General features: G+C 65.9%; 21 protein-coding genes. 13 read left to right on the forward strand and 8 right to left on the reverse strand.

Annotated features, from left to right (window positions below; translation table 11 throughout):
* Positions 1 to 15: 15 nt before the first annotated feature.
* A complete protein-coding gene (locus tag WFK98_RS03795) occupies positions 16 to 492 on the reverse strand; it encodes an invasion associated locus B family protein (protein ID WP_420909652.1) in 477 nt (158 codons plus the stop codon).
* A gap of 444 nt (positions 493 to 936) precedes the next feature.
* Between WFK98_RS03795 and coxB the strand changes: the two genes are divergently transcribed.
* The 8 genes from coxB to WFK98_RS03835 all read left to right on the forward strand — a co-directional run bounded on the left by coxB (position 937) and on the right by WFK98_RS03835 (position 7,505).
* Complete coding sequence (coxB, locus tag WFK98_RS03800) at positions 937 to 1,782, forward strand: cytochrome c oxidase subunit II (protein ID WP_266339953.1); 846 nt, start codon at positions 937 to 939, stop codon at positions 1,780 to 1,782.
* 86 nt (positions 1,783 to 1,868) lie between these two features.
* On the forward strand, positions 1,869 to 3,491 hold the full coding sequence (gene ctaD, locus WFK98_RS03805) for a cytochrome c oxidase subunit I (protein WP_266339810.1): 1,623 nt from the start codon (positions 1,869 to 1,871) through the stop codon (positions 3,489 to 3,491).
* A gap of 64 nt (positions 3,492 to 3,555) precedes the next feature.
* On the forward strand, positions 3,556 to 4,488 hold the full coding sequence (gene cyoE, locus WFK98_RS03810; RefSeq protein WP_336799326.1) for a heme o synthase: 933 nt from the start codon (positions 3,556 to 3,558) through the stop codon (positions 4,486 to 4,488).
* A gap of 11 nt (positions 4,489 to 4,499) precedes the next feature.
* The gene (locus WFK98_RS03815) at positions 4,500 to 4,661 is read left to right on the forward strand and encodes a hypothetical protein (protein ID WP_266339812.1); all 162 of its coding nucleotides are present in this window, start codon (positions 4,500 to 4,502) and stop codon (positions 4,659 to 4,661) included.
* Positions 4,662 to 4,670: 9 nt separating this feature from the next.
* Positions 4,671 to 5,264 (forward strand): cytochrome c oxidase assembly protein, encoded by a 594-nt coding sequence (locus WFK98_RS03820; protein ID WP_266339813.1) that lies wholly within the window; start codon positions 4,671 to 4,673, stop codon positions 5,262 to 5,264.
* Positions 5,265 to 5,285: 21 nt separating this feature from the next.
* Entirely contained in the window at positions 5,286 to 6,125 is an 840-nt protein-coding gene (locus WFK98_RS03825) for a cytochrome c oxidase subunit 3 (RefSeq protein WP_266339814.1), read from the forward strand.
* A 152-nt stretch (positions 6,126 to 6,277) separates the two neighbouring features.
* A complete protein-coding gene (locus WFK98_RS03830) occupies positions 6,278 to 6,712 on the forward strand; it encodes a DUF983 domain-containing protein (protein ID WP_266339815.1) in 435 nt (144 codons plus the stop codon).
* Between the two features lie 31 nt (positions 6,713 to 6,743).
* Positions 6,744 to 7,505 carry an SURF1 family protein gene (locus tag WFK98_RS03835; protein WP_266339816.1) on the forward strand — a complete coding sequence of 254 codons (762 nt, stop codon included), beginning with the start codon at positions 6,744 to 6,746 and terminating at the stop codon, positions 7,503 to 7,505.
* 2 nt (positions 7,506 to 7,507) lie between these two features.
* Here WFK98_RS03835 and WFK98_RS03840 read toward each other — a convergent pair whose 3' ends face one another.
* Complete coding sequence (locus WFK98_RS03840) at positions 7,508 to 8,119, reverse strand: YqgE/AlgH family protein (RefSeq protein ID WP_266339817.1); 612 nt, start codon at positions 8,117 to 8,119, stop codon at positions 7,508 to 7,510.
* Between the two features lie 131 nt (positions 8,120 to 8,250).
* Here WFK98_RS03840 and WFK98_RS03845 point away from each other — a divergent pair, with 131 nt between their 5' ends.
* The 4 genes from WFK98_RS03845 to WFK98_RS03860 all read left to right on the forward strand — a co-directional run bounded on the left by WFK98_RS03845 (position 8,251) and on the right by WFK98_RS03860 (position 10,371).
* Complete coding sequence (locus tag WFK98_RS03845; protein ID WP_266339818.1) at positions 8,251 to 9,081, forward strand: protein-disulfide reductase DsbD domain-containing protein; 831 nt, start codon at positions 8,251 to 8,253, stop codon at positions 9,079 to 9,081.
* 86 nt (positions 9,082 to 9,167) lie between these two features.
* Positions 9,168 to 9,650: a peroxiredoxin gene (locus WFK98_RS03850; RefSeq protein ID WP_336799327.1), complete on the forward strand. Its 483-nt coding sequence runs from the start codon at positions 9,168 to 9,170 to the stop codon at positions 9,648 to 9,650.
* Between the two features lie 59 nt (positions 9,651 to 9,709).
* Entirely contained in the window at positions 9,710 to 9,958 is a 249-nt protein-coding gene (locus WFK98_RS03855) for a type II toxin-antitoxin system Phd/YefM family antitoxin (RefSeq protein WP_266339820.1), read from the forward strand.
* Between the two features lie 5 nt (positions 9,959 to 9,963).
* A complete protein-coding gene (locus tag WFK98_RS03860; RefSeq protein WP_336799328.1) occupies positions 9,964 to 10,371 on the forward strand; it encodes a type II toxin-antitoxin system VapC family toxin in 408 nt (135 codons plus the stop codon).
* Here the strand turns inward: WFK98_RS03860 and rnhA are convergent.
* Genes rnhA through ispH form a run of 3 tightly spaced genes read right to left on the reverse strand, consistent with a single transcriptional unit; the run spans position 10,358 to position 12,769 of the window.
* Positions 10,358 to 10,828, reverse strand: coding sequence for a ribonuclease HI (rnhA, locus tag WFK98_RS03865; RefSeq protein WP_266339822.1), 471 nt, complete (start codon positions 10,826 to 10,828; stop codon positions 10,358 to 10,360). The two genes, WFK98_RS03860 and rnhA, sit on opposite strands and share 14 nt — an antisense overlap.
* Positions 10,825 to 11,790 (reverse strand): homoserine kinase, encoded by a 966-nt coding sequence (locus WFK98_RS03870; RefSeq protein WP_266339823.1) that lies wholly within the window; start codon positions 11,788 to 11,790, stop codon positions 10,825 to 10,827. The genes rnhA and WFK98_RS03870 overlap by 4 nt, the downstream gene beginning before the upstream one ends.
* A 10-nt stretch (positions 11,791 to 11,800) precedes the next feature.
* The gene (gene ispH, locus WFK98_RS03875; protein ID WP_266339824.1) at positions 11,801 to 12,769 is read right to left on the reverse strand and encodes a 4-hydroxy-3-methylbut-2-enyl diphosphate reductase; all 969 of its coding nucleotides are present in this window, start codon (positions 12,767 to 12,769) and stop codon (positions 11,801 to 11,803) included.
* A 193-nt stretch (positions 12,770 to 12,962) separates the two neighbouring features.
* On the opposite strand from ispH, the gene WFK98_RS03880 reads away from it, so the two are divergent.
* Positions 12,963 to 13,757, forward strand: a complete 795-nt coding sequence (locus tag WFK98_RS03880; RefSeq protein ID WP_336799329.1) for a hypothetical protein — start codon at positions 12,963 to 12,965, stop codon at positions 13,755 to 13,757.
* A gap of 88 nt (positions 13,758 to 13,845) precedes the next feature.
* Here the strand turns inward: WFK98_RS03880 and WFK98_RS03885 are convergent, their stop codons facing one another.
* From WFK98_RS03885 to WFK98_RS03895, 3 genes are all read right to left on the reverse strand, one after another.
* The gene (locus WFK98_RS03885) at positions 13,846 to 16,734 is read right to left on the reverse strand and encodes an EAL domain-containing protein (RefSeq protein ID WP_420909644.1); all 2,889 of its coding nucleotides are present in this window, start codon (positions 16,732 to 16,734) and stop codon (positions 13,846 to 13,848) included.
* Positions 16,735 to 16,868: 134 nt separating this feature from the next.
* On the reverse strand, positions 16,869 to 17,456 hold the full coding sequence (locus tag WFK98_RS03890; RefSeq protein WP_266339826.1) for a GNAT family N-acetyltransferase: 588 nt from the start codon (positions 17,454 to 17,456) through the stop codon (positions 16,869 to 16,871).
* A 129-nt stretch (positions 17,457 to 17,585) separates the two neighbouring features.
* Positions 17,586 to 18,860, reverse strand: coding sequence for a M16 family metallopeptidase (locus tag WFK98_RS03895; RefSeq protein WP_266339827.1), 1,275 nt, complete (start codon positions 18,858 to 18,860; stop codon positions 17,586 to 17,588).
* Between the last annotated feature and the right edge of the window lie 24 nt (positions 18,861 to 18,884).

Below are 18,884 nucleotides of genomic sequence, written 5' to 3' on the forward strand. Positions count from 1 at the left end.
TCCGTCCTTTGCGCGTCAGGGGAGGGCGTCGAAGCCCTGGCCGAAGCCGTTCAGCGAGATCGGGATGCCGATACCTTCTTCCGGTGTCTGGAAGATGACAAAGGTAGCCGTCTTTCCATTGCGCAGCTTGCCGATCAGGTCGTCGTCGAGGATCACCTCGGCGAGACAGCCGTCCGGCAGGCAGCGGACGAAGCCGGCGCGTCCCATCTCGTTCTGGTCGATCTTGAGGCCGAGGCCGGAGGGCAGCAGCACGCCGAGCGGTGCCAGCACGCGCATCACCTTCGACTTCTTGTCGGCCGTCTTCAGCACGATGACGGAGAGGCCGACATTGTCGCGGTCCTCGGCCGTCACGAACTGCATCATCGAACAGACTTCGCCCTGCGCGCCCGGGGGCTTGTCACAGCGCGTCTCCCAGTCGCCATGCATGCCCTTGGAGACGCCCTGCGCGGACGCCGCACCCGGCATGGCGGCCGCCAGGGCAGCCACGGCCAGCGCGTTTAGAACGATTCGCAGGGGCCGGAATGCGCCAAGACGCACAGTTGGATAGACCTTCACCTGAGCGATCTCCTCGATTCTCACAATTGCCGTACATCAATGCACGACGACGCTCGCCGCAGTAACCCTTGCGGGACTCCCCATCGAGCGCGATTTGCCGCATCTCATCTCACGATCCCCCGTTGCTAGGCAAAGGGGCATGTGGTTTGTCTCGGTCGATATTCGGCCGAATCCGAACTCTCCGCATGGCAGAAAAACGCCTTCGGCCTATAGTGTTGTGGAAAATGGCGCAACGGAGGCCGTTTTTCGAGCTTCGTTGCGCTGATCGGCTTCGATGCCGTAAAGGCATGGATAGGGAGTGTACACGTGACGAAGGCGATCACGCGTCTCGGATCATTTTTGGCGCTCGGTGGAGCGTCTGCGGCGGCACTGGGCGGATTGATGGGCGTGGCGCAGGCCGCTCAGCCGACCCCCTGGGCGATGTGGATGCAGCCCGCTGCGTCCCCGATCATGGAAAAGATCCGCAGCTTCAATTTCGGCATCACGGTCGCCATGGCGATCGTCGTGCTCGTCGTCCTGGCGCTGCTCGTCTATGTCGTTCTCCGCTTCAATGCGAAGGCGAACCCGGTGCCCTCGCGCACCTCGCACAACACGATGATCGAGGTCGTGTGGACGCTCGCCCCGATCCTGATCCTGATCGGCATCTCGGTTCCGTCCTTCTCGCTGCTGTTCGCGCAGGAAGACCCCGGCCGCATCATCAAGGACTACGACCCGGCCAAGACGCTGACCGTCAAGGCGACCGGCCTGCAGTGGTACTGGAACTACGAATATCCGGACAATGAGGGCGTCGCCTTCGACTCGACCATGCTCGAGGACAAGGATCGCACCGATCCCGTCAATCAGCCGCGCCTGCTCGCCGTCGACAACGACATGATCGTTCCGGTGGGCACGGTGGTCCGTCTGCAGGTCATTGGCGCCGACGTGATCCACTCGTTCGCGCTGCCCGCGTTCGGCATCAAGGTCGACGCGGTTCCCGGTCGCCTGAACGAGACCTGGTTCCTCGCCGAGCGCGAGGGTGTCTATTACGGCCAGTGCTCCGAGCTCTGCGGCGTCAACCACGCCTTCATGCCCATCGCCATCCGCGTCGTGTCGCCGGACCAGTTCAAGACCTGGGTCGCCCAGGCGAAGGACGATCTGCCGGGCGCCTACAAGGCGCTGGCGGAGGCTGTCGCGAAGGACAAGGTCGCCAAGGCCTCGGAAACCGCTGTCGAGGTCGCTGCCCGCTGAGGGCAGCCTACCCACGCAGGATTGCAATTGATCGGCTCCGGCGCGCCAGCGCCGTGACGCCGTAGGACACGAAAAGGGAGCAGGCCATGGCCACGGGTGCTGCACACGCTGCTGAACACCACGACCACCCGACAGGGTGGCGTCGTTGGGTCTATTCGACCAACCATAAAGACATCGGCACGATGTACCTGATCTTCGCGATCGTCGCGGGTATCATCGGCGGTGCGTTGTCGGTCGGCATTCGTCTGGAGCTGCAGCAGCCTGGTCTGCAGATCTTCGGCAACCCCTACGTCTTCAACACCTTCGTCACCGCGCACGGCCTGGTCATGATCTTCTTCATGGTCATGCCCGCGATGATCGGCGGCTTCGGCAACTGGATGGTGCCGATCATGATCGGCGCGCCGGACATGGCGTTCCCGCGCATGAACAACATCTCGTTCTGGCTGCTGCCGCCCTCGCTGCTGCTGCTGCTCATCTCGCTGTTCATGCCGAGCGCGGCTGGCCAGCACGGTGTCGGCGGTGGCTGGACGATGTATCCGCCGCTGTCCGGCTCGGGTCCGGAGGGCGCGGCAGGTCCGGCCGTCGACTTCGCGATCCTGGCCCTGCACATCTCGGGCGCCTCGTCGATCCTCGGTGCGATCAACTTCATCACCACGATCTTCAACATGCGCGCTCCGGGCATGACGCTGCACAAGATGCCGCTGTTCGCCTGGGCCGTGCTCGTTACCGCCTTCCTGCTGCTGCTGTCGCTCCCGGTCCTCGCCGGCGCGATCACCATGCTGCTGACCGACCGTAATTTCGGCACCACCTTCTTCAAGCCGGAAGGCGGCGGTGATCCGATCCTGTTCCAGCACCTGTTCTGGTTCTTCGGTCACCCGGAAGTGTACATTCTGATTCTGCCGGGCTTCGGCATCGTCAGCCACATCATCTCGACCTTCTCGAAGAAGCCGATCTTCGGCTACATCGGCATGGCCTACGCCATGGTCGCGATCGGCGTCGTCGGCTTCATCGTGTGGGCTCACCACATGTACACGACGGGCCTGTCCTTCGAGACGCAGGCCTACTTCGTCGCCGCGACGATGGTCATCGCGGTGCCTACAGGCATCAAGATCTTCTCCTGGATCGCGACGATGTGGGGTGGCTCGATCGACTTCAAGGCTCCCATGCTGTGGGCGATCGGCTTCATCTTCCTGTTCACCGTCGGCGGCGTGACGGGCGTCATGCTGGCCAATGCCGGTCTCGACCGCTCCTTCCACGACACCTACTTCGTGGTGGCGCACTTCCACTACGTGCTGTCGCTGGGCGCCGTCTTCGCGATCTTCGCGGGCTGGTACTACTGGTTCCCGAAGATGTTCGGCTACATGTACAATGAGACTGTCGCCAAGCTGCACTTCTGGGTCATGTTCATCGGCGTGAACCTGGTGTTCTTCCCGCAGCACTTCCTCGGCCTCGACGGCATGCCGCGCCGCTATGCCGACTATCCGGATGCGTTCTGGGGCTGGAACTTCGTCTCGTCGATCGGCTCGTACATCTCGATGGCCGGCGTGGTGATCTTCCTCTACGGCGTCATCGACGCCTTCCTGAAGAAGGTTCCGGCTCCCAACAATCCGTGGGGTTCGGGTGCCACGACGCTCGAGTGGCAGCTGTCGTCGCCGCCGCCCTTCCATCAGTGGGAAGTCCTGCCGCGCATTGGTGACACCAAGCACTAACCGCGCAACGACCAGGGGCCGGGATGCGTCCCGGCCCTCCTTTTTTGAGTAGCTAGAACACACAATGTCCGACGTGCACCTGAACCGGATCGACACCGTGGCCGGCAATCTCGCTAGCCCATCCGACTATCTCGCGCTGCTGAAGCCGCGCGTGATGTCGCTCGTCGTCTTCACGGCCCTGGTCGGCATGGTTCTTGCGCCGGGCGGCATCCACCCGGTGCTCGGTTTCACGGCGCTGCTCTGCATCGCCATCGGCGCGGGCGCCTCGGGCGCGCTCAATATGTGGTACGACGCCGACATCGACCGGATCATGAAGCGCACCCAGTCGCGCCCGATCCCGAAGGGCACGATCACCGAAGGCGAGGCGCTGGCATTTGGCCTGACGCTCGCCGGATTCTCGGTCGCGCTGCTGGCGCTGTTCGTCAACGCCGTCGCCGGCGCGCTGCTCGCCTTCACCATCTTCTTCTATGTCGTCATCTATTCGATGTGGCTGAAGCGGTCGACGCAGCAGAACATCGTGATCGGCGGCGCCGCCGGCGCACTGCCGCCGATGGTCGGCTGGGCTGCCGTCACCGGCAGCGTCAGCCTCGAGAGCATCGTGCTCTTTCTCATGATCTTCATGTGGACGCCGCCCCATTTCTGGGCGCTGGCGCTTTTCAAGTCGGAAGACTACGAGCGGGCTGGCATCCCGATGATGCCCGTCGTCTCCGGCATGGCCGAGACCCGCAAGCAGATCCTTATCTACTCGATCCTGTTGGCGCCGATCGGCGTGCTGCCGGCGATCCTCGGCTTCGCCTCTTTCGCCTACGGCATCGCCGCCGCGGCGCTTGGCGCCGGCTTCGTCCTCCTCGCCTTCCGCGTCTATCGGATGAGCGACGACGACAAGTCGATGCTGCCGGCCAAGCGCCTGTTCGCCTTCTCGATCCTCTATCTCTTCCTGCTCTTCGCCATGCTGCTTGTCGAACGCTGCCTTGGCTTGCTGGGCTTCGTCGCATGAAGGACATCGCCATGAACGAAGAAGACGGTATCCGTCTGACGGAGGAACAGAAGCGTCGGCGCCGCGCCCGCTCGATCGCCATCGCCGCGGTGCTGTTTGCCCTGGTCGCCCTGTTCTACGTGGTCACCATCGTCAAGATGGGGCCGGGCGTCATCGTCAACCGGCCGATATGAGGTCCTGAGATGAGCAATCCCCCGCGCGGGCGGTCCTACGGTCTGACGGCGGCGGCCTGCTGCGTGTTCGTGGCGGCAATGGTCGGCGCGGCGTTCGCGTCGGTGCCGCTCTACAGCATGTTCTGCAAGCTGACGGGCTATGGCGGCACGCCGGTTCGCGCCGATTCCGCTCCGAAGCAGGCGCTGGACCGCACGATCACAGTCCGCTTCGACGGCAACGTCGCCAACGGCATTGGCTGGGCGTTCCGTCCGGAGCAGCGCCAGATGACGGTCAAGATCGGCGAGATCAGCGAAGTGAAGTTCTTCGCCGAGAACCGTACCGAACGGACCTCGACGGGCACGGCGACCTTCAACGTCACGCCGGAAATCACGGGCCAGTATTTCAACAAGATCGCCTGCTTCTGCTTCACGTCGCAGACGCTGAAGCCGGGCGAGAAGGTCGAGATGCCGGTAACCTTCTTCATCGACCCTGCGATCGTCGACAATTACCAGACGCGCAACGTCGACACGATCACGCTGTCCTACACCTTCTTCCCGAGTTCGGAGCAGACCCCGGCGCCCGTCGCCGCGATCCCTGCGACGAACGCGGGAAAGTCGCTTTGAGAAAGACCGGGGAGCATCTCCATGGCTGAGGCCCACGCCAAGCAACACGACTATCACCTCGTCAACCCGAGCCCGTGGCCTTTCGTGGCCTCGGCAGGCGCGTTCGCGCTGGCGCTCGGCGGCATCAGCTACATGCATGGCGGATCCCTGCTGTGGATGGTCCCTGGCCTGCTGATGGTCCTCTACACGATGTACGCCTGGTGGGCCGACGTCATCCACGAGGGCCAGCAGGGCCATCATACGCGCGTGGTGCAGCTGCACCTGCGCTACGGCATGATCCTGTTCATCGCCTCGGAAGTGATGTTCTTCGTGGCCTGGTTCTGGGCCTTCTTCGACGCCAGCCTGTTCGCGAGCGAAGCGCAGAACGTCGCCCGCTACAGCTTCACCGGCGGGCATTGGCCGCCGAAGGGCATCGAGGTGTTCGATCCCTGGCACCTGCCGCTGCTCAACACGCTGATCCTTCTGACCTCCGGCACGACGCTGACCTGGGCGCACCACGCCCTGCTGCACAATGACCGCGAAGGCCTGAAGTGGGGCCTGGTCTGCACCGTCGTGCTCGGCCTGATCTTCTCCTGCGTGCAGGCCTACGAGTATGCCCATGCGGCCTTCTCGTTCGGCGGCAACATCTACGGCGCCACCTTCTTCATGGCGACGGGCTTCCACGGCTTCCACGTGATCATCGGCACGATCTTCCTGATCGTCTGCCTGCTGCGCGCGCTTGCCGGCCAGTTCACGCCGAAGGAGCACTTCGGCATGGAAGCGGCTGCCTGGTATTGGCACTTCGTCGACGTCGTCTGGCTCTTCCTGTTCTTCACGATCTACGTGTGGGGCGGCTGGGGCGCGCCGATGCACGGCGGCTAACCGGAATACGGACGGGCGGCTCTCGGGCCGCCCGTTTCATTTGCGGGCAGGGTTGCGAGCCTGCCGCGAGGGCATTCGCCGCCGAGACGGATGTCGTTTCGCCGCCGGTGCGCGCGATCAGACCGGGAGCCGGAGCCGTTCCCCGCCTGGACATGCAAGGGCTCCAGCGAGAACAGGAGCCGGTCTTGTCCGATCCCAGCCCATCCCATCGCGACAAGGCGATCTATCCGCCGCTGACGCCCGCCAGCACCGGCCTGCATGGCCGCTGTCCGCGCTGCGGCGAGGGGCGGTTGTTCTCCGGCTTTCTGCAGGTGGCGCCGCGCTGCGGCAATTGCGGCCTCGACTATTCGTTCAGCGACGCCGGCGACGGCCCGGCCGTCTTCATCATGCTGATCGTCGGCTTCATCGTCGCCTTCCTTGCGCTCTATGTCGAATTCACCTTCCAGCCGCCCTTCTGGGTGCATGCGCTGCTCTGGATCCCGCTCGTCTTCGCGCTGGCGCTCGGGCTGCTCCGGCCGGCGAAGGGGCTGATGATCGCGATCCAGTATCGCCACAAGGCGGAGGAGGGGCGGCTCGAACAGGGCTGACCCGGCGCGCTTTCCATGTCCGGTAGATACCATGTCTGATACGACCCGCCGCTCGCCCGTGCGCAAGCTGATCCTGCCCGCGATCGCCACCGCGATCGTCTTCGCCATCCTGTGCTCGCTCGGCATGTGGCAGGTCAGGCGCCTGCACTGGAAGGAAGCGCTGATCGCCCAGGTCGATCGCCGCCTGAAGGAGACACCGATCGCCGCACCCGGGCCGGGGCAGTGGAAGACGCTCGACCTTGCCGAGGCGGACTACACGCCGGTCACCGTTTCAGGTGAATTCCTGCATGATGACGAGGCGCATCTCTACAGCTCGCTGATGGAGCCGCGCGGCCCGGTCGGCGGGGTCGGCTGGTTCGTGTTCACGCCGCTCAGGACGGATGAAGGCTGGATCGTCTACGTCAATCGCGGCTTCGTGCCGGTGGAGAAGGAAATCGCGTCGACCCGGCCTGAGGGCCTGACGACGGGGCGTGTCACCGTGACTGGCCTGATGCGCCGGCCGGAGACGCCGGGCAGGTTCCAGGCTTCGGCCAAGCCGACCAGCCAGCAATGGTTCGCGCGCCAGCCGGACAAGTTCGCGGCGCGCAGCGGCCTGCCGGTTGAATCCGTCGCGCCCTACACGATCGACGCGGACGCGACGCCGAACCCCGGCGGCCTGCCGCAGGGCGGCGAGACCACCGTCACCTTCTCCAACAACCACCTGCAGTATGTGGTGACGTGGTTCGGGCTGGCGCTGGCGCTCGTCGGCGTCTTCATCGCCTACGCGCGCGGCGTGCTGAAGCGCCGCGACTGACCCTAGCCGTGGCCGGCCTCGTCGGAGAGCATGGCGAGGTCGACCCCGAGCAGCGCCATGGTGCGATCATACTTGGTCGCGAGTTCCGGATCGAAGATCAGGTCGGACGGGGCGGCGCAATGCAGCCAGCCATTGTGCTGGATCTCCGCCTCGAGCTGGCCGGGTCCCCAGCCGGCATAGCCGAGGGCCAGCATTGCGTTGCGGGGACCGGACCCGGAGGCGATGGCCTTCAGGATCTCGAGCGTTGCTGTCAGACACACATTCTCGGCGATCGGCAGGGTCGAATTCTCGATGAAGTAATCCGCGCTGTGCAGCACGAAGCCTCGTCCGGTCTCGACCGGGCCGCCGCGCTGCACGATCATGCGGTTCGCCTTGGGCGGAAGGCGGATCTCGGGGCCGTCGGGAATGATGTCGAGCTGGATCAGGAGGTCGACGAAGTCGATCTGCGGGGCGATCTGGTTGATCACGATCCCCATCGCGCCATCGGCGGAATGGGCGCAAATATAGACGACGGAACGGGCGAACCGACCGTCCGCCATGCTGGGCATGGCGATCAAAAATTGCCCGTCGAGATAGCTCGGCTCGACCGGCATGCGGGTCTGTTTCTCGGCCATGGCTGAAAGCGTAGCACGGGTGCTCCAAAAGAAAAGGTCGGGCCGGGATTCGTAGGGCGGGACACAAACAAATGATCGTTCCGCATCCCACCCATCTGGCGGTCGCCCGAAAGCCCGGCTAGCTTTGGCGGATGCGCATACGAAGCCTCTTCCTCAGCCTTCTCCCCGCCGTCCTTTCCCTGCCAGCCTTCGCCGCGATCGGTCCGTGGGTTTCCGCCGATAAGGTCCGGGCGCGCCTCGTCGCCGCCACGCCGGCGGCGGACGGAACGCTGGAAGGGGCGATCGAGATCGAGCTCGCGCCGGGCTGGAAGACCTATTGGCGCTCGCCGGGCGATGCCGGCGTGCCGCCGCGCTTCGATTTCTCCGCTTCGACGAATGCCGAGGCCGCGGCCGTCGAATACCCCGCGCCCGAGCGCTACGACGACGGCTACGCGGCCTCCAACATCTATCGCGACCGTGTGGTGCTTCCGGTCCGCTTCACGGTCGCCGACAAGGCCGACCCTGTGACGCTCGACGTCAAGATGGACATCGGCATCTGCGAGGAGATCTGCATCCCCGTGCACATGACGACGTCGCTCGACGTCGGCAATGCGGGGCATGACGGCGCGGCCTCCACCCTGATCGCCGCTGCGCGGGCGGCGCTGCCGGGGCCGGGCAAGCCGGGCGCGCTCGAACTGCTGTCGCTGAAGCGAAGCGGCGGATCGGACCAGAAGCCGGAGTTCGAGGCGCGCTATCACGCGTCGGGCAAGGAAGCGCTCTTCGTCGAGACGCCGGGCGACTGGTTCGCCGACCCGCCGAAGGCGGCGGAAGGCGAGGGTGGGGCGCGCGTCTTCCGTTTCGCGGTCGACCGCCGTACGGCCGCCGGGACCATAGCCGGCACGGAGATCCGCCTGACGCTCACGGGCGAGGCCGGCGCCACCAGCCGGACTTTCACGCTCGACGCCGGCGACGCGAAGCCGTAACGTCGCCGCGCTTGCTTCCCGGAGTGCTGCCCCGCGCCGCATTCCTCCCGAATCCAATCCACCCACCGCAATCCATGGAGCACGAGATGACCATCTCGGTTGGCGATCGCATCCCCGCAACGAAGTTCCGGGTCGTGACCCCGGACGGCACCGTCGAAAAGACGGAAGCCGATATCTTCGCCGGCAAGAAGGTCGTGCTGTTCGCCGTCCCCGGCGCCTTCACGCCCACCTGCCACAAGAACCACCTGCCGGGCTATCTCGAGCAGGCCGCCGCCATCAAGGCCAAGGGCGTCGACACCATCGCCGTCATCGCCGTGAACGACGCGTTCGTCATGGGCGCCTGGGCCAAGGCCACCGGCGCCGAGGACAAGATCCTGTTCCTCGCCGACGGTTCCGGCGAGTTCACCAAGACGATCGGCCTGGAGTTCGACCTCTCCGCCAATGGCCTCGGCATCCGCTCGAAGCGCTACGCCATGATCGTCGAGGACGGCGTGGTCAAGACGCTGAACGTCGAGGAAGCCGGTGGCGTCACCGGCTCCGGCGCGGCCGCGATCCTCGAGCTGCTCTAGCCTCCTTGCTTCCGTTGCGGAAACTCATTAGCTGGATATAGGCCGATGGGTTTTCCGCGATGGTACGGGTCAAGATGCACGCGGCGAAGACCAACCTCTCCCGCCTGGTCGTCCAGGCCCTGGCGGGCGAGGATGTCGTGCTGATGCGCGGCGACACGGAGGTCGCGCGGGTTGTCCCGCTCGGGCCTGCCGAGCCGGCTCCGGATCGCTCGCCGCGTATCCCGGGTCGTCTGCGCGGGATGATTGATTTCGACGACCGCTTCTTCGATCCCTATCCGCCTTCCGACCCGTCGCAATGGGATCACTAGGGACCATGCGGCTGCTGCTCGACACGCAAGTCTGGTTCTGGTGGATGATGGGGAGCCCGCGGCTGGCGCCCGCCGCCCGGGCGGCCATCGCCGACGCCGGCAACGATCCCCTGATCAGCGCCGCCTCCGTGCTGGAACTGATGGGAAAGCGCCGCATCGGCATCCTGCCCGCCATGCAGCGGCTTGCCGATCACGTCGAGGAAGAGATCGACCTTGCCGGCTTCGGGCGCCTGCCGATCACGACGGCGCATGCCGTCCGCGCCGAGACGATCGCCGAGGGCCATCCGGATCCGTTCGACAAGCTCCTGATCGCGCAGGCGCTGATCGAGGACATCGCGCTCATTTCGAACGACACGTCGTTCGACCGCTTCGGCGTGCGCCGCCTCTGGGAGCGGGCGATCAGCCCGGCGTGAAGCTCTTCTTCTTCACCTTGTAGGGCGCCATGCCCTCGCGGGCGAGCTGGTCGGCGCGCTCGTTTTCCTCGTTGCCGGCATGGCCCTTGACCCAGTGCCAGGTCACCTTGTGGCGCTGCAGCGCCGTATCGAGGCGCTGCCAGAGGTCGACGTTCTTCACCGGCTTCTTGTCGGCCGTCTTCCAGCCATTGCGCTTCCAGCCATGGATCCAGCCGGTGATGCCGCCCTTCACATATTGGGAGTCGGTATGCAGGTCGACGACGGAGGGCCGCTTCAGCGCGTCGAGAGCTTCGATCGCCGCCGTCAGTTCCATGCGGTTGTTGGTGGTGTCGGCCTCGCCGCCCTTCAGGTCCTTCTCATGCTCGCCGGCGATGAGAACGGCCCCCCAGCCGCCCGGTCCGGGATTGCCGGAGCAGGCGCCGTCGGTCCAGATGGCGATGCGCTTTTCGTCGGTCAAAGGATCAATCCATAGGCGCTGACATCCGCCACCATGCGGTGGAAGCGGAGCTTGCGCAGATATTCGAGAGGGTCTTTCGGCGCGACCAGCGCGCCGGGCGGTACGTTGAGCCAGTCGTAGAGACGGGTCAAAAGGAAACGGAGCGCCGAGCCGCGCGCCAGGAGCGGCAGCGCCGCGAGCTCGGCCGGCGTGAAGGGACGCACCTTCTGGTAGCCGGCGAGCAGCGCGCGCGCCTTGGTGACGTTGAGCGAGCCATCCGGCTCGAAGCACCAGGCATTCAGGCAGACGGCGACGTCATAGGCGAGGAAGTCGTTGCAGGCGAAATAGAAGTCGATCACGCCCGACAGCTCGTCCTGCAGGAAGAAGACGTTGTCGGGGAAGAGGTCGGCGTGGATGACGCCGCGCGGCAGGTCGGTCGGCCAGGTGCTCTCCAGCAGGTCGAGCTCGGCGCGGATGTCGTCCGCGAGGCCGGGCATCACCTCGTCGGCGCGCGCCGAGGCGCGGTCGAACAGCGGCCGCCAGCCATCGACGGTCAGCGCATTGTGCCGGGTCAGCTCGAAGCCTTCGCCGGCGATGTGCAGCTCAGCCAGCACACCGCCGATGGCGAGGCAATGATCGGCGCGCGGACGCCGCACCCACATGCCCTGCAGGAAGGTGACGATCGCCGCCGGCCGTCCGGCCAGCATGCCGAGCGCCTGGCCCTCGCGGTTGCGCACCGGCTGCGGGCAGTTGATGCCGCGGCTTGCCAGGTGCTCCATCAGGCCGATGAAGAAGGGGAGGTCGTTCGGATCGACCCGCTTCTCGTAGAGGGTGAGGATGTGCGGGCCTGCATCCGTCACAAGCAGGTAGTTCGAATTCTCGACTCCCTCGGCGATGCCCTTGAGGGAGACGACATTGCCGATGTCGTAGCCCGCGATGAAGCAAGCGAGTTCGTCGTCGGCGATCTCGGTATAGACGGCCATCAGGAAATGCTCATTCTGCGGCTGGAAGGCGGAGTTCGCGGGGCAGGTTGAAGGCGATCGTCTCTTCGGCGTTGCGCACCACCTCGACCGAGACGGCGTAGCGGGCGGCGAAGGCGTCGATCACCTCTTCGACCAGGATTTCGGGCGCCGAGGCTCCGGCCGTGACGCCGACGCGCCGGATGTCGCCGAGTTGGGACCAGTCGATGTCGGAGGCGCGCTGGATCAGCACCGAGACCGCGCACCCCTCGCGCTCGGCCACCTCGCGCAGGCGCTGGGAGTTGGACGAGTTGGGCGCGCCGACGACGATCATCGCGTCGACGTCGCCGGCGATGCGCTTGACCGCTTCCTGCCGGTTGGTGGTCGCGTAGCAGATATCTTCCTTGTGCGGCGCCGTGATCGCCGGGAAGCGTTCCGTCAGCACCTTCACGATCGCCGAGGTATCGTCGACCGAGAGCGTCGTCTGGGTGATGAAGGCGAGCTGTTCCGGGTTCTTGGGCGTGAAGGCGCGGGCGTCCGCGACCGTCTCGATCAACGTCACGCTGCCGTCCGGCAACTGGCCCATGGTGCCGATCACCTCGGGATGGCCGGCATGGCCGATGAGGACGATCTCGCGGTCGCGCTTGAAATGGATCTGCGCTTCCTTGTGCACCTTGGAAACGAGCGGGCAGGTGGCGTCGAGGAAGAACATCTCGCGGGCGCGGGCGTCCTCCGGCACGGATTTCGGCACGCCATGCGCCGAGAAGACCACCGGCTGGCCGTCGTCCGGGATCTCGTCCAGTTCCTCGACGAAGACCGCGCCCTTCTCGCGCAGGCCGTCGACCACATAGCGGTTATGCACGATTTCGTGCCGGACATAGACCGGCGCACCGAAACGCTGCAGCGCCAGCTCGACGATCTGGATCGCGCGATCGACGCCGGCGCAGAAGCCGCGCGGCGCGCAGAGCAGGATTTCGAGCGGGGGCTTGGAGGCGTCGGCCATGGCATTTTCGTTCCGCGACATGAGACGGGAATAGAGGGATGGGGCGGGGCGCTGTCAAGCGCCGTGACGGCAATCCGGCTGCAAACCGGTCGCGTGTGCTCGATCACGAGAACGTGTATAGGTTGGTAGCCTTATGAAATAATATTCCTCATTTTGGGAATGGGGCATGGGGCGGCCACACGGGGCAGCTTTCATGCAGATCTGGGCGTTTCACGGCATGAGGAGGAGCGGCAACCACGTCGTCCTCAATTGGACGGGACTGACGAACTCCGCATTTTTCCTGAATGACATCCTGCAGCGCGAGCAGGTTCCGGCGCTGCTCGGCGACCCGTTCGGGACCAAGGCCTTCTGGCACTGGTTCCCCCGCTTTTGCGCCCGCCGCCAGCAGCGCAGGATGCTGCGCGAGACAGGCTGGAAGCTGATGGCCCGCGGCCTCTGCATCAGCCTGGAGGACTGGCCGATCGACCGGCCGATCTTCACGCCCTGGCCACGCCGCTGCCGGCACATCCTCCTGCTTCGCGATCCGCTCAACATGTTCGCCAGCCGCATCCGCATGAAGGGCGGCATGCATCTGCTCTATGGCGGCGAGCGGGCGGACACCTACTTCCAGAACTCGATCGCGCTCTGGAAGATGCATGCGCGCGAATTCCTCGGCGAGACGGACCGTCTGCACGGCCATGTCGGCATCTATTATGACCGCTGGGTGGTGGATCCTGACTATCGGGCCGAGATCGCCGCGAGCCTCTGTCTCGTTCCGGACGAGGGCGCGCTGAACCGCGTGGCGGCCGAGGGCGGCGGCAGTTCGTTCGAGGGCATGTCGCCGCTCGGCGAGGATGCCATCGCACGGCGCCTGTCGCGGCACGATCAGCTCGAAGGCGAGGAGAAGCAGCTTTTCGCCCGCGTCACCGCGGATGGCGAGCTGATGCGGCTGCGCGAGCGCGTGCTGGAGCGCGTCTATGCCTCGGCGCAATGCCGGCAGGTCGCCTGATCGGGAGAAGGCCGGCCGCGTCCTGCGCGCCGGCTTCCGCATCGGTTGAACGCCGGGTAGCCGGAGGCTCCGCCTCCGGCGCAGCCCCTTAGGCGATCATCGCCTCTTCTTCGCGGAAGATCAGCTTGCCGGCTTCCGGCGCCGTCATCGGCTGGCCGAACAGGAAGCCCTGCGCGAACTCGCAGCCAAGATCGTAGAGGTCGAGCGCGTCGTCCTCCGTCTCCGCGCCTTCGGCGACGACATCCATGCCGAGTTCGTGCGCCAGGCCGATGATGGCGCGCAGGATCACGCGCTTCTGCTTGGCGGAGGGGCCACGGACGAAGCTCTGGTCGATCTTCAGCGTCTCGAACGGGAAGCGCTGCAGATAGGAGAGCGACGAATAGCCGGTGCCGAAATCGTCGAGCGACAGACCGGCGCCGAGCTCGCGGACGCGGGTCAGCACCTGCGCCGCATATTCCGGGTTCTCCATCACCAGGCTCTCGGTCAGCTCGAGCTTGAGCGAACCGCGCGTGACGGCCGAGCGCGACAGCACCGACTTCACGTCGCTGATCAGGTCGTGGCGGAGCAGCTGGCGGCTGGAGATGTTGACGGAGACGAACAGCGGCACGTCGCGGCCGAGCTGTTCCTGCCAGTCGGAAAGCTGCTTGGCGGCGCGTTCGAGCACGAACAGGCCGAGCGGGATGATCAGGCCGTTGCGTTCGGCGAGCGGGATGAACTCCGCCGGCGGAATGCGGCCATGCTGCGGATGGTCCCAGCGCACCAGCGCCTCGAAGCCGGCGATCGTCCGGTCTTCCAGCCGCACGATCGGCTGGTAGAGAACCTTGATCTCCTCGCGGCCGATGGCGCGGCGCAGATCCGCTTCGAGCGTCAGCGTGTCGGCGCCATGCTGGCGCAGCGCCGGCCGGAACGCTTCGATGCGGTCGCCGCCGAGCCGCTTGGCGTAGTACATGCCGATCTCGGCATCCTTGACGATCTCGGACGCCTCGCTCTGCTTGCTGTCGTGCATGGCGATGCCGATCGACGCGGTCAGGAAGATCTCCTTGTCGCCGAACGAGATCGGCGCGCGCAGCGTGCGGCGGACGGAATCGGCGAAACCGGCGATGCGCTCGGGCTCGCTTTCCGAGATCAGCAGGAAGGCGAACTGGTCGCCTGCGATGCGCGCCAGCGTGTCCTGCGGCTTGAGGAGGCGAGTAAGGCGGCGGGCGATGGTCAGCAGGATCGAGTCGCCGACCGAGAGGCCGAAGCCGTCATTGACCTGCTTGAAGCGGTCGATGTCGAGCACGAACACGGACGGGCGGGCGGCGCCCTCGGCCTGGGTGCGCGTCACGGCCGATGCCAGGCGGTCCATGAACAGCTCGCGGTTCGGCAGGCCGGTCAGGTTGTCATGCACGGCGTCGTGCAGCAGCCGTTCCTCCGCCGTGCGCTCCTCGGTGACGTCGGCGAGCGTGCCGACGCAGCGCGTCACTTCGCCGTCCGAGCCCAGCACCGGGCGGGCGCGCAGGTGGAACCAGCGATAGTGGCCGTCCTCGGCGCGGAGGCGGAAATCCTGCGCGATGCGGCCGCGGCGCTGCTCGATGACGGCGTCCAGCGTCGCCTTGAAGCGGTCTCGGTCGGCGGGGTGCAGCACGTCGAGCCAGTCGCGCGCCGGGCCTTCCAGCGTGCCGTGCTTGAGGCCGAGCAGGTCCTCGGCGTCGGAGCCGGTATAGATGCGGTCGCGCGCGACGTCCCAGTCCCAGACGATGTCGCCTGCGCCGGTCAGCGCCAGCGCGCGGCGTTCGGTCTCGCCGATCGCGCCCTGGGCGATCGCGCCGCCGGCAAAGGCGTGCTGCATCACCGTGAAGCCGATCAGCAGCACGATCAGCACGAGGCCGCCATTCAGCGCCGGCTGGATCACGTCGTTGGCGAGGTTGCCGGTCACCGTCAGATAGGCGCCGAGGATCCAGACCATCAGCAGCACCCAGGTCGGGATCAGCATGATGGCGCGGTCGTAGTGGTGCATCGCCAGGTAGATGATGACGACGAAGCCGAGCGTGACGGTGAGGCCGAAGGAGAAGCGCGCGACGCCGGCGGCAATGCCGGGCTCGAACACGGCGACGCCGAGCAGGATCAGCAGGCCGACCAGCCAGGCGATTGTCGCGTGGCTGTAGCGGGCGTGCCAGCGGTTCAGGTTCAGATAGGTGTAGGTGAAGATCAGCAGCGTCGCCGACAGCAGCACCTCGGCGAAGGCGCGCCACATCTTGTCGTCGCCGGGCGCGATCTGGATGACCTTGTTCCAGAAGCCGAAATCGATGGCGAGATAGATCAGCACCGACCAGGCGAGGCCGGCGGTCGCCGGGAACATCGCGGTTCCCTTGACGACGAACACGATGGTCAGGAACAGCGCAAGTAGTCCGGAAATGCCGAGGACGATGCCGTGATACAGCGTGTAGCTGTTGATCGCGTCCTTGTAGTTGTCGGGATCCCAGAGATAGAGCTGCGGCAGCACGGGTGTGCGCAGCTCGGCCACGAAGGTGACCACGGCGCCGGGATCGAGCGTGACGCGGAAGACGTCGGCTTCCTGGCTTGCCTGCCGCTCCGGCGCGAAACCCTGGCTCGGCGTGACGGTGGCGATGCGCGAGGCGCCGAGGTCGGGGATCAGCAGGCCGGAATTGGCGAGACGGAAATGCGGCGCCACCAGGAGGCGGTCGATCTGCTCGTCGCCATTGTTCGCCAGCGCGAAGGAAACCCAGTAGGAGGTGCCGCCGGCTTCGTTGGAGCGAACCTCGATGCGGCGGACGATGCCGTCGGCGCCGGGCGCGGTCGAGACCTGGACGCGATCGGACGGATCGCGCGAAGCGCGTTCGACGGCCTTGGTCAGGTCGAGCGTCGTTCCGTCGAGCGGAACGTTGACGGCGTCGAGCGCCTGCACGTGCGTGGCAGTGCCGACGACCGCGAACAGGACAAAAAGGACCGCGGCGACGAAGCGGTTAAGCAACAAACAAACCTCCAAGGCCCGAAGGCCGTCGAGAAGTACTATCCGGGTCGTAGCAGCACAAGGAAATTTCGGCTGCGTGACAAGCTGGCAACAGTTCCTTTCGCCCAGTCAGGCGGAGCCCGACGGAGCACGGCGTCTCAAGGTCGTGGATCATCGCTGACGATCGCGTAGAGAAGGTGGTCCTGCCACCGGCCCTCGATGCAGAGATAGCGACGAGCGTAGCCTTCGCGGGTGAATCCGGCTTTTTCGAGAAGACGGATGGATGCCGCGTTGTGGGGGAGGCATGCGGCCTCCAGCCTGTGCAGGCGCAGCGTGTCGAAAACGAAGGGGATCACGGTCCGGACGGCGGCCGTCATCAGCCCCTTGCCGGCGTAGGGCGCGCCCATCCAGTAGCCGAGCGAGCAGCTTTGCGTGACGCCGCGCACGACATGGGAAAGCGTCAGCCCGCCGACGAGCTGCATTCCGTCCGTCGTGAAGACGAGGAAGGGATAGCCGGTGTTGGCGCGCATCTCGCTGTGATAGCGCCGCATCCGCCGGCGGAAGGCGCCGCGGGTCAGGTCGTCGACCGGCCAGAGAGGCTCCCAGGGCGTCAGGAAACTGCGGCTCTGTTCGCGAAGGCTGGACCAGGCGGCGAAATCGGACATGGCCGGGGCGCGCAGGATCACCCTGTCGGTGGCGAGCACCGGCATGGGGTGGAATGGCACGACGGACCGCAAGAACTCCATTTGCCGCGCCGGGCCCCCGCTCCGCGTTGCTCGCCAGAACGACCGGCCCCGAGGGATCGGTCATGGTCCTCGTAGTCACGGTCCCGGCGGCCGGTGATGCCGGGCCGCCGCGATCGCCAGGAACTTGCTTCAGACGACGATCGGCGATCCCAGCCGTTCGGCGATCTTGCCATGGTTCACGAGCTTGTCGATGGGGCCGATCGCGGCCACCGTCGGCGGGCTGCCGGTGAAGATGCGATGCGCGAGGTCGCGTACGCGCGAAATCGAGACGTCGTCGATGCGGGCGACGATTTCCTCAACCGGAATGGGGCGGCCGAACAGCAGCAGCTGCCGTGCGACCTGGCCGGCGCGGGCAGCCGGGCTCTCCAGGCTCATCAGCAGGCTGGCGCGCATCTGCGCGCGGGCGCGGCCGAGCTCGGCCTCGGTGATGTCGAGGCTGGCGCGCTCCAGCTCGCCGAGCAGCACCGGCATCAGTTCCTCGATGTCATCGCCGCCGGTCGCGGCATGGATGCCGAACAGGCCGGTATCCGCGAAGCTCCAGTGGAAGGCGTAGATCGAATAGCAGAGGCCGCGCTTCTCGCGCACTTCCTGGAACAGCCGCGAGGACATGCCGCCGCCGAGCATCGAGGCGAGGATCTGCACCGCGTGGAAGTCGTCGGACTTGTAGGGCATGCCCTCGAAACCGAGCAGGATCTGCGCTTCCATGAGGTCGCGCGTCTCGCGCATCTCGCCGCCGCGGTAATGCGCCGGCTCGCCGGCGTCGAGCTCGGCCGAGGGCAGGCTCGCGAATCGATCTTCCGCGAGCTTGACCAGCGCGTCGTGATCGACGTTGCCGGCCGCCGCCAGCACCATGTTGGGGCCGTGGTAGTGGCGGTCGAGATAGGAAGAGAGGTCGCTCGAATTGGTGCGGCGCACCGTCTCCTCTGTGCCGAGGATGGTGCGGCCGATCGGCTGGTTCGGATAGGCGCTCTCGACGAAGAAGTCGAAGACGCGATCCTCCGGCGTATCGAGCGAGGCGCCGATCTCCTGCACGATGACGTGCTGCTCGCGCTTCAGCTCGTCGGCGTCGAAGGCCGAGTTGCAGAGGATGTCGCTCAGGATGTCGACGGCGAGCTCCGCATCCGGCTTCAGGATGCGCGCATAGTAGGAGGTGGTCTCGACGCTCGTCGCCGCGTTGAGCTCGCCGCCGACCGCCTCGATCTCCTCGGCGATGTCGGTGGCCGAGCGCTTGCGCGTGCCCTTGAAGGCCATGTGCTCGAGCAGGTGGGAGATGCCGTGCTCCGAAGTATCTTCCCGTCTCGAGCCGGCGCCGACCCACACGCCGAGCGCTGCGCTTTCCAGGTGATTCATGTCGTGGGTCGCAACGGTGAGCCCCGACTTGAGTTTCGTCACCTGTACGGTCATGCGCGGATCACCGGCATGAGGAAT

Source organism: Kaistia sp. MMO-174 (assembly GCF_037147815.1).
Classification (GTDB): Bacteria; Pseudomonadota; Alphaproteobacteria; order Rhizobiales; family Kaistiaceae; genus Kaistia; species Kaistia nematophila.